This is a genomic window from Moorena sp. SIO3I6 (assembly GCF_010672095.1).
In genome coordinates this window covers 37,285-46,918 of the sequence record NZ_JAAHHU010000043.1, presented here as the reverse complement: position 1 = coordinate 46,918, position 9,634 = coordinate 37,285, and the positions used below count along the sequence as shown (strand labels likewise).

The window sequence follows — 9,634 nt, the reverse complement described above, 5'->3', positions numbered from 1 at the left end:
CGTGAGTCCTAGTAGATAGTGACTTCCTGACTACTTCGCCGCATTCTGAGCAGTTCTGGCTTGTGTAGGCAGGATTAACTGCGACAGTAGCCCTACCAAATTTATTCCCAAAATGCTCTAACCATTTCCTAAACTGATACCAACCAGCATCGTTAATAGACTTAGCCAAACAGTGGTTTTTAACTAGATTTTTTACCCTCAAATCTTCATAGGCGACCAGGTCGTTAGACCGGATTACGCAACGTGCCAGTCTCTTGGCATGTTCTTCACGCTGCCTACTTATTTTGAGGTGCTGTTTACCTAGTCTATTAATTGCTTTCTTACGGTTAGTAGAGCCTTTCTTTTTCCGATAAACCCGGCGTTGATAAAACTTTAATCGCTTTTCCCCCGTCCTGTAAAAACGGGGGTTAGGTTCAGTATTACCCCTAGAATCGGTATAGAATTCTTTTAGCCCTACGTCCAATCCTACGGTGGCATCTGCTGGCTCCAACTGTTCACTTACATCGACAGAGATGCAAAACTGAACGTAGTAACCATCTGCCCTTTTGACTATACGAACTCGTTTGATTTGCTTTTTGTCAAAGCGCCACAAGTCCCAGGTCCCTTTGAGTTTTAGCTTCCCAATTCCTTTTTTATCACTGAAAGTGATTGATTTTTTGTCAGGGTAAAGTTTCCATCCTGATTGCTTATACTCAACCGACCTACAGTGTTTCTGAAAACGGGGATAGCCTTTCTTCCCAGATACTTTTTTCTTGCAGTTTTCAAAGAAGCGAGAAATTGATGACCATGCTCTTTCAGCCGCAGCTTGTCGGGCGGTAGAATTTAGTTCATTAGCAAACGGGAAATTCTTGGCTAGTATCTTGCAATATTTACTAAGGTCGTATTTCCCTGTTCCCTTATTATCCATCCATAAACGGATGCAACTATTGCGGATAAACTTGACCGTCCGAATCCCTTCATCAATAGCTTGGTATTGATACGGTTTACCGTAGGCTTTCAGCTCAATTATGATCATCAGAACTCGACCTCTTCTGTTCTATTATTACGCTAACACGCTTAGCGAAAACTGTCAAACCATAATTCAATCTTTTTCACGGCGACTAAAGTCGCGCTTACACTTTCATCCCGGAGACGAAACCTTAAAACAAGGCAGCCTTAATCATAAAGTTTTAACCCTTTTACCCATAGCCGACCAACCATAAAGGCTGCCTTGTTTTTGCGGTAACTTCTGACCCGACCTAAAGGTGCGGGGCTTTCAGTGTTTTGTTTTCTAGTAATGGCTTAATCTCTTGATTACCGACCCTTTACCTTATTGCCTTAAGGTAGGGAAAGTATTCACGCCTTGTTGCCCCTATGCACCAATTTTCGAGAGCAATTCTAGAGAGAAAGCAGCAAGAGCCAAAGGTTAAACGCCGATTGCATTTTTACGCTAGGGGTGAGCAGATCCCTCTAGTAGCACAGGGTGTTTGGGAGGTAGACGAGGGCCGAGTCCAGCTGAGTACCCTTTCCCCAGAAGGGGAGGAGATATGGTTGGGTTGGGCAGAGTCTTCTGCATTCTTTGGTAATTGGTTTTCTGTCCTGTCAACTTATCAGGCAATCGCCCTATCTGATGTCCGTCTCAAATGGTATTCTTTAGCTGAAATCAACAATTCTCCCTATATAGCCCAGACCATTTTACCCCAACTAGTGCGTCGGATGCGACAGACAGAGATCCTGTTAGCAATCTCGGGTCAGCGCCGGGTTGAGGTACGCCTACAACATTTACTATTGCTATTAAAACGGGAAGTTGGTGAGCCAGTACCAGAAGGGATTCGGATTGGCATGCGTCTTACTCATCAGGATTTAGCCAATGCAATTGGAACGACGCGGGTTACAGTTACCCGACTGCTCACCAAGTTCAAGAATGAGGGAGCCATTACTGTTGATAGCGTTCGCCACATTATCCTAAAGCACGACAGCTTTACAAATGTAGCGGATTGGTGATAGGATTCTCAGACTAACAGATATCTTGGGCTGAAACCAGAAAAGCGCGCCATAAAGTTCGCTATTCGGCTTATCTTTAGTTGCAGCCCCGATTAATTCCCCAAACCTACTCCCTAGGGGAGAGGGTCAATGTGCGCTAGTTCAGCCCATCTATCTGGAATGCTGATCCGTTGTGTTCTTCAGGAGTAAGAGGCCTGTCTCTCGAAGCGATTTCAATTCCACCACCAAACGGTCAACGACCAGCACGATTGGTCGTAGCGTTACACGGTTGGGGTGCTAATGCTCAAGCTGTGGCATCTCTAGTGCCATCGTTAAACTTGCCCAACACCCAATTTTTAATTCCCGATGCTCCTTTTAGCCACCCTCAGGTAACTGGTGGCAGAATGTGGTACGACTTGGCAAGAGACGACTATCGGGGATTAGAAGAAAGCGAAGAGCGCTTGACCTACTGGCTCAATTCTCTCCAAGGTTTTACAGGTATTCCTTTGTCCTCCACAATTTTGTGTGGCTTTTCTCAAGGTGGGGCAATGGCTCTAGATGTAGGGTTGACCTTACCCCTGGCAGGTTTAGCCTCCTTGAGTGGCTATATGCATCAAACCCCTCAAAAGGTTGATTCATCGTTGCCGTCCATTCTAATTGTTCATGGTAGACAAGATACGGTTGTTCCTTTAAGTGCTGCTCACCGGTTACGAGATTATTTGCTCAACTTGGGAGCAGCAGTGCAGTACAGAGAATTAGATATGGGTCATGAGATTTCATCAGAGCTTTTAGAATTGCTCCGGGAATTTATTTTATTCAATAGATAGTCAACAGAGATCGTCAATATCCTAACTTCTCTGGAATCCCTTTAAAATAGAAATAAAATTATTCCCTCCTTGGTCTGATCAGTAATTCAGAGGCACAATAGTGGTGCTCAAACCATAACTACTGAGTAATTTCAGAACCCGATCAATATTTTCCAGGGTTGTGAACAATCCGGCTTGCATCACAGTTCTTCCTTGAAAGGAGGTCAGGAAAGAATCGGGAATTAGCGATCGCATTAAATCTTGTTGCTGCTCACTCTCAGCATTTACCAAAATCCGGTAACCCTGACTGGGTAGAGCTGAAGTAGGATTATTCCCTTGAGGTCCCCTTTGTTCCGAGTTTGATTGGGTACTTGTAGAAAACACTGGAATTGAGCTACCTGAATTGGAGCTAGCACTAGTATTTTGATTACTAGTATTTTGATTAACCGGTGTACTGATCTGACTAGACATTGACATCATAACGTTAACCTCCTCAGTCGAGGCTGCTTCTAATGTCGGTTTTGAACTGTCACTTGACCCATCAATCACATCCTGTGACGGTGAAGCTGGAGTAAAACTGCTAGAATCCTCTCCTGGTTTGGCTGGAGATGTTGGTTCCTCAAAAGATGACTGCTCCTGATTTTGAATAACTTTCAGAGTCAGGGGTGTCAGGGGTTCAGAATGTGACCGTTGAGTCCTAGCATCAGAAGGCTGTTGGGTTTCAGAGGTTTGCTGACTCTCAGTTTGAGACCTTGCTGCTGGTCTAGAAGATTCAGTACTTGCAGAATTATCTAGAGCTGCGTCTTTGCCGATGTTATCAGTCGAGGTAGATAGCTGAGGCTCCAAACTCGATGGAATAGGAAATGAAGCTGCTGAGACCTGAGCAGATGTAGATTCCTTTGTAGGTTCCTTTTCGGCAGGCGGTTGAGATGGGACGACTTGGCTGGGGGTGGTGGGATTCTCCTGAGAATTAGGCGTAGTCTTCTGTGAGTGATTAGAGTTTTCTGCCATGACAACGGCTTGGTTGTCAGAACCATCAGAAGTACTAGCTGGTTTACTAACAGCTGGTTTACTCATAGCTGGTGTTTCAAGCTTCGACTCTTGAATGATATCCTTGTCAGTTTTCCCTGAATTCACCTCACTGTTAGTTTCCTTTTCTAGCTGATTACCAAAAGCGATCACAGTAGGCTCAGAGTCCTGATTGTTAATATCAAACCGCCCATTCCCTCGAAATATATTGTTTAATTTATTGTTTAATGTATTGTTTGTTGATTCTGTTGAATTTCCCCAATCCGGATTAGCTCCCACCTTGAGGACTAATCCATCCAGTTGGGAATTTTCAATCAGGTTATTCTGGAAAAATGGTTGAGCATTGGTTTCAACCACTACCCCATTTTTATTGCCAGTGATGCGATTATTAACGATATGGGGTGCAACGTTTTCGGCAATCAGAATTCCTAAGTCATTATTTTCAAATACATTGTCATCCACTTGAGTGTTTGAGGTTCCGTAAATGCTGAGCCCATTTCCTTTATTCTTGTAGAAGTAGTTACTGCGAATTGTTGGTGTACTATTTCCCTCCACAGCAATCCCGCTTTTGCTATTCCCAGTTAAGGTATTGTCTTCCACTAAAACCGAACCGACTTCCAGCCACAAACCATAACCTTCTGGATTAGTATTGTTAAGGGTTACGCCAGAAATAATTGTTTGGTCAGCACCTACGATTAGGACATCGTGACTAGCAGCCGTGGCACTAACAAAGGTACCACCGCCGCGAATCACCACATCGTGACCTCTAGTGCGGGGGTTGCCCTGTAGCTTGATACCGGGTTTCAGAAGTAGGGGGAAGGTTTCACCCATTTCACTGCTGTAGATACCCCTAGAGAGTACAATCACAGTATTGGTCTGGGCAGCTTGTAGCGCCTGAGTGATAGTTTTCAACGGTGAATCCTGGGTGCCATCACCACTACTGTCGTTTCCGGTAACTGGGTTTACAAACAAAAATTTGCTTTCTATGGTATAATCCATTTTGATTCCCCGATCATCCTGAGTTGATTGGGCTAAAGCTGTGGTTCCTCCTAATCCTAGTGGCACCATTTTTGAAGGGATAACTTGGCTGAAGATGCTAAAGGTTAATCCCAGCAAAATCGTTGTTACTGGTAACCCAAGATCAAAGGGTCTAGGCTGATGTTGGTGATGTTGGTGATGGCAGTGGGAATGATTGGCCTTGGGCCACGCTACGGGATTGGCCTTGGGCCACGCTAAGCGAAGGTAAATAGTTAATTCTATAGTGTTAATTATGATCAAACTCATGGCTGTTCTCCTTTAGTCCAATGTTCATGGAATTTGACATAACAGTTGAGTTGAATGTCAAGCTTGATCGTATCCATAAACTAGGATAGTTGTAATCTATTTGTAATCATTTATCACTTGAAATGTGTCCGTTGCTAAAGGTTACTGACCACAGAAACAAGCTTTCCATCCACTGTTAGGATAGATAATAATGGAGTAGTTAGTAATGGAAGAGCAAGACAGCGGCATTATGGTTCAAAAAGCGGCGATTTGCCGAATTTTGGATGCAAATTTAGACCGAGCTAGAGAAGGCTTGCGAATTATTGAGGAGTGGTGCCGCTTTGGTCTCAACAGCGCCCAGATGGCTGGGGAGTGCAAGGAAATGCGCCAGGAATTAGCCCGTTGGCACAGCTCGGAAATCAGGATCTTCCGAGATACCTCAGGGGATCCAGGAACTGGACTAACTCATCCCCAGGAAGAACGACGTTCCAGCATTCAGCAGCTTTTACAGGCTAATTTGTGTCGGGTGCAAGAAGCACTACGGGTGTTGGAAGAATATGGTAAGCTATACGATGCTCAGATGGGGATCGCCTTTAAGCAGATGCGCTATCGGGTTTACACCCTAGAAAGCAATTTACTGGGATATCAGCGTCATCAGTTGCTAGAGCGATCGCATCTCTACTTGATTACATCCTTGTCAGACCAGTGGTTTGCCAAAGTAGAGGCTGCCCTCCAAGGTGGACTAACCTTGGTACAGTACCGGGAAAAACAAGCAGATGATGGGGACAAACTGGCTGATGCTCAGAAACTGTGCCAGCTGTGCCATCACTACGGTGCTTTGTTTATTATGAATGACCGGGTAGATTTAGCTCTGGCAGTGGAGGCTGATGGGGTTCATATCGGACAACAAGATGTGCCAATTGCGTTAGCACGGCAGCTACTCGGGTCCCAGCGTATCATTGGTTGCTCGACTACTAACCCTGATGAACTACACCGGGCAATTGCTGAAGGGGCAGATTATATTGGTGTCGGACCGGTTTATGAAACCCCCACTAAACCCAATAAGGCAGCAGCTGGTTTGGATTATGTCAAGTATGCTAAAGAGCATGCTACAATTCCATGGTTTGCAATTGGGGGAATTGATCCAAACAATTTAAACTATGTCTTGGATGCAGGAGCTCAACGAGTGGCGGTTGTGCGGGGGATCATGGAGGCGGAACAACCGACTCTAGTTACTCAATATTTTCTGTCCCAGCTCAAACGAGAGCACACTCTTCGATCTCTTGAAGCTGGCGTTTCTAAACCCTAATGTCCTAAAACTAGATAATAGTTAGACATGTTAGGTAATAAGTAATAGTGACTAATTTTGAATAGCTTGCTGGTAAATATTAGCTGATGATATCTAACAACACAACTCAAATTACCCTTGAAGTTAATGGTGAATCCCGGACCTGTTCTTGTGACACTAAACTACCCCAGCTATTAGAACAGCTAGGCTTAAATCCGCGCCTGGTGGCGGTAGAATACAATGGTGAAATTCTCCATCGGCAGTTTTGGAACCAGACTCAAATGCGGCAGGGAGACCAGCTGGAAATTGTCACAATTGTTGGCGGCGGTTGACTTTAAAGGAGATATTTTAAAATCTCCCCATCAATCTTCTTGATCATGGGTATTCAACTGGACTTGATATCACCAAAGCCAAGGGTAAAAGACAGTCAAACACAAATTAGCTCAGGAGTTAAACCTAGATTGTTGCATAACTGTCGAATCTCTTCTTCATAGATAGGGTTCATCACAATAACCAGATCAGGTTGGTAATCCTGGAGAAATTCTGGTGGAACAATTTCCTGTCCTGTTCCAGCAACGTACTTCCCCTGTTTGCGGGGATTGAGATCTACGATGTAATCAATCACATCTTGGCACTTGAGCAGATTCAAAAAAGTAACCCCTTTTGAGCCAGCACCCCATGCTACGGCTTTTTTTCCAGTTTGAGCGATGGTTGTCAGTTTGTGCTGCCAGCTTTCTAACTTCTCCTGAAACCTAGCGGTAAAGCTGGCAATATCGCGAGTCAATACCTCGATTTCATCCGGTTTTCCATAGCTGTTCGGGATTTCCCCATGCACTGGCTTTGCTTCCAGGCACAGGAACTGACCACCAAACGCCTCCTTGATTTCACTAACTTGAAACCCAGCATTGACAAAAGCTTGCCCTAGAGAAGTGGGGGCGAAATAGCAGCAGTGTTCATAGATAATGTCCCACACTGCTAAATGGCGAAAGGTATCTAAGGCGTTGGGGACTTCAAACAAAACAATGGTATTAAGGCGAGAACCGATCGCCTGTCGTAGTGGCTTGAGCAAATCTGCGGGATTGGAAATGTGCTCTAGGGTGTGCCGACAACAAATTAGATCGGCTTGATACTCTTGGTAAAGCTGTGAATAGAAATCTTGAACAAACTTGACTTGAGTCTGGAGTTGTTGATGCTCTGACCTAGGAACATAGCTGGGGTCAAAACCTACTCCTCGGTTATTACCTAGTTCACACAGACTTATCAGAAAATCCCCTTTGCCACAACCAATTTCAATAATGTCTTTATTGTAGAGATGGTGGCGCTTCACTAATCCAGCGGCAAGGGATTGGGCATAGTCCTGAAATCGGGCAGAGTAATGTAAGGAGTTTTCATAGTCCTGGGAATAACCTAATTTAGTAGGGTCAAACGCTAGGTTGCTAATAAAACCACAGCTAGGACAGAACCCTAGTTTGATATCTCCCTTAGGACAGTTTTGAGCAGTTTGACGCGATCGCCACAGGAGATTACAGTACACTGGCACCGCCAACATCTCAAAAAACACCTCTAAATCGGCAGAGGCACATACAGGACAGTTGTGGTTAGATAACGTGTTCATTTCAAGTTTTCACTCCATGAGACTAATACAGGGAAAGTACAAATAATCAGCTATCAGCTGACGGCTGATAGCTGACGGCTGATAGCTTTTAAGGAAACTTGGGTCAGATCACCCTTTCGAGAGTTTTCAGTGTCGGGATTTCACTAGCGATCGCATTACCAATCTCCAAAGAAGCCGTAGCACCAGGAGAGGGAGCGTTACAAACATGCATTGCTTTAGGACTATTGACAATTAAAAAATCATCCACCAGCTTGCCATCATTTTTTAAGGCTTGAGCTCTGACCCCAGCATGGGTGGGCACTAAGTCATCTGCTTGGATTTCAGGAATCAACCGTTGCAAACTCTTAACAAACGCAGCTTTACTGAAGGAGCGGATGATTTCCTGAATCCCTGCGTCTCCATGTTTGACAGCTAGTTTCCAGAAACCGGGATAGCTCATGACCTCCACAAAATCTTGCAGGTCAAAATCAGTCTTTCGATAACCTTCGCGCTTGAAACTAAGTACAGCATTCGGTCCAGCATGGACACTGCCATCAATCATGCGGGTGAAATGAACCCCAAGGAACGGAAAATTTGGATTAGGAACTGGATAAATTAGGTCCTTGACTAGATAGCGTTTCTCTGGCTTGAGTTCATAGTACTCACCCCGGAAAGGAACGATTTTAGCTGGAGGCTCAGCATCACCCAACTTAGCAATGCGATCGCTATGTAGTCCAGCACAGTTGATCACAAAGCGAGTGGGATAGTTACCATTGTTGGTTTCCAGCACTAGACCATCCCCAGTTTCCAGGATCTTTTCAACCTTACTATTGAGACGTAAATCCCCTCCCTGGACACGAACCAGTTCAACGTATTTTTCACAGACCTGCTTGTAGTTTACAATCCCAGTCGAATAAACTCGAATTCCAGCTAAACAACGGACATGGGGTTCAATTTCCTTAACCTCTTCACCAGTAATCTTGGCAATCTCTATACCATTTTCCAAACCCCTTTGGTAAAGAGTATCCAGTAATGGTAGTTCTTCTGGTTCAGTTGCTACAATCACTTTGCCGCAGACGTCATAATCAATGCCATGCTTTTGGCAGAATGCCACCATCGAGCGGTTTCCTTCGTAACAAAACTTAGCCTTGAAACTCCCTGGTTTGTAGTAGATTCCAGAATGAATCACACCACTGTTATTGCCAGTTTGGTGAGCCGCCCAACTGCTCTCTTTTTCCAGTACCATAATTTTGGCATCTGGATAACGTTGACCCAATGCCATGGCTGTGGATAAGCCAATGATTCCTCCTCCAATAATCGCCAAGTCGTACATGGTTATTCTTATTACTTACACTATTAAGGTTAACTTTAAATGTTCAATGTTGAATGTTGAAAGTTGAATGTTGAATGTTGAGTCTTGAATGTTGAATGTTGAATGTTGAGTCTTGAATGTTGAATGTTGAATGTTGAATGTTGAATGTTGAATGTTGAATGTTGAATGTTGAATGTTGAATGTTGAATGTTGAATATCAAAAGTTAACCGTATCCCTTAGAAAGGTATAATAAGGGAAAATATAGTATTTTTTTTTATGGTGAGGTACACCTTGAATCTGAAAAGGTTGTTAATTGAAACTTATGGTCTACCTCATTGGAGTAAAAACCGCTATAAACAATTAATTAATACTCAAAAAG

8 protein-coding genes are annotated in these 9,634 nt (G+C 44.1%); 4 read left to right on the top strand and 4 right to left on the bottom strand.

The annotated features are described in order from the left end of the window. Positions 1–1,015 (bottom strand): transposase (locus tag F6K49_RS15020; RefSeq protein WP_293097894.1); only part of this gene is annotated, 1,015 nt, incomplete at its 3' end. A 338-nt stretch (positions 1,016–1,353) separates the two neighbouring features. On the opposite strand from F6K49_RS15020, the gene F6K49_RS15015 reads away from it, so the two are divergent. After that, positions 1,354–1,983: a Crp/Fnr family transcriptional regulator gene (locus F6K49_RS15015; RefSeq protein ID WP_293097891.1), complete on the top strand. Its 630-nt coding sequence runs from the start codon at positions 1,354–1,356 to the stop codon at positions 1,981–1,983. A gap of 194 nt (positions 1,984–2,177) precedes the next feature. Further along, entirely contained in the window at positions 2,178–2,789 is a 612-nt protein-coding gene (locus F6K49_RS15010; protein ID WP_293097907.1) for an alpha/beta hydrolase, read from the top strand. 78 nt (positions 2,790–2,867) lie between these two features. Here the strand turns inward: F6K49_RS15010 and F6K49_RS15005 are convergent, their stop codons facing one another. Then, entirely contained in the window at positions 2,868–5,081 is a 2,214-nt protein-coding gene (locus tag F6K49_RS15005) for a DUF1565 domain-containing protein (RefSeq protein ID WP_293097888.1), read from the bottom strand. Positions 5,082–5,286: 205 nt separating this feature from the next. On the opposite strand from F6K49_RS15005, the gene F6K49_RS15000 reads away from it, so the two are divergent. Continuing rightward, positions 5,287–6,369, top strand: a complete 1,083-nt coding sequence (locus F6K49_RS15000) for a thiamine phosphate synthase (RefSeq protein WP_293097885.1) — start codon at positions 5,287–5,289, stop codon at positions 6,367–6,369. An 86-nt stretch (positions 6,370–6,455) separates the two neighbouring features. Further along, positions 6,456–6,680, top strand: coding sequence for a sulfur carrier protein ThiS (gene thiS / locus F6K49_RS14995; protein WP_293097882.1), 225 nt, complete (start codon positions 6,456–6,458; stop codon positions 6,678–6,680). A 95-nt stretch (positions 6,681–6,775) separates the two neighbouring features. Here the strand turns inward: thiS and F6K49_RS14990 are convergent, their stop codons facing one another. After that, positions 6,776–7,963, bottom strand: a complete 1,188-nt coding sequence (locus F6K49_RS14990) for a class I SAM-dependent methyltransferase (protein WP_293097879.1) — start codon at positions 7,961–7,963, stop codon at positions 6,776–6,778. Between the two features lie 103 nt (positions 7,964–8,066). Continuing rightward, complete coding sequence (gene lhgO / locus F6K49_RS14985; RefSeq protein WP_293097875.1) at positions 8,067–9,275, bottom strand: L-2-hydroxyglutarate oxidase; 1,209 nt, start codon at positions 9,273–9,275, stop codon at positions 8,067–8,069. Between the last annotated feature and the right edge of the window lie 359 nt (positions 9,276–9,634).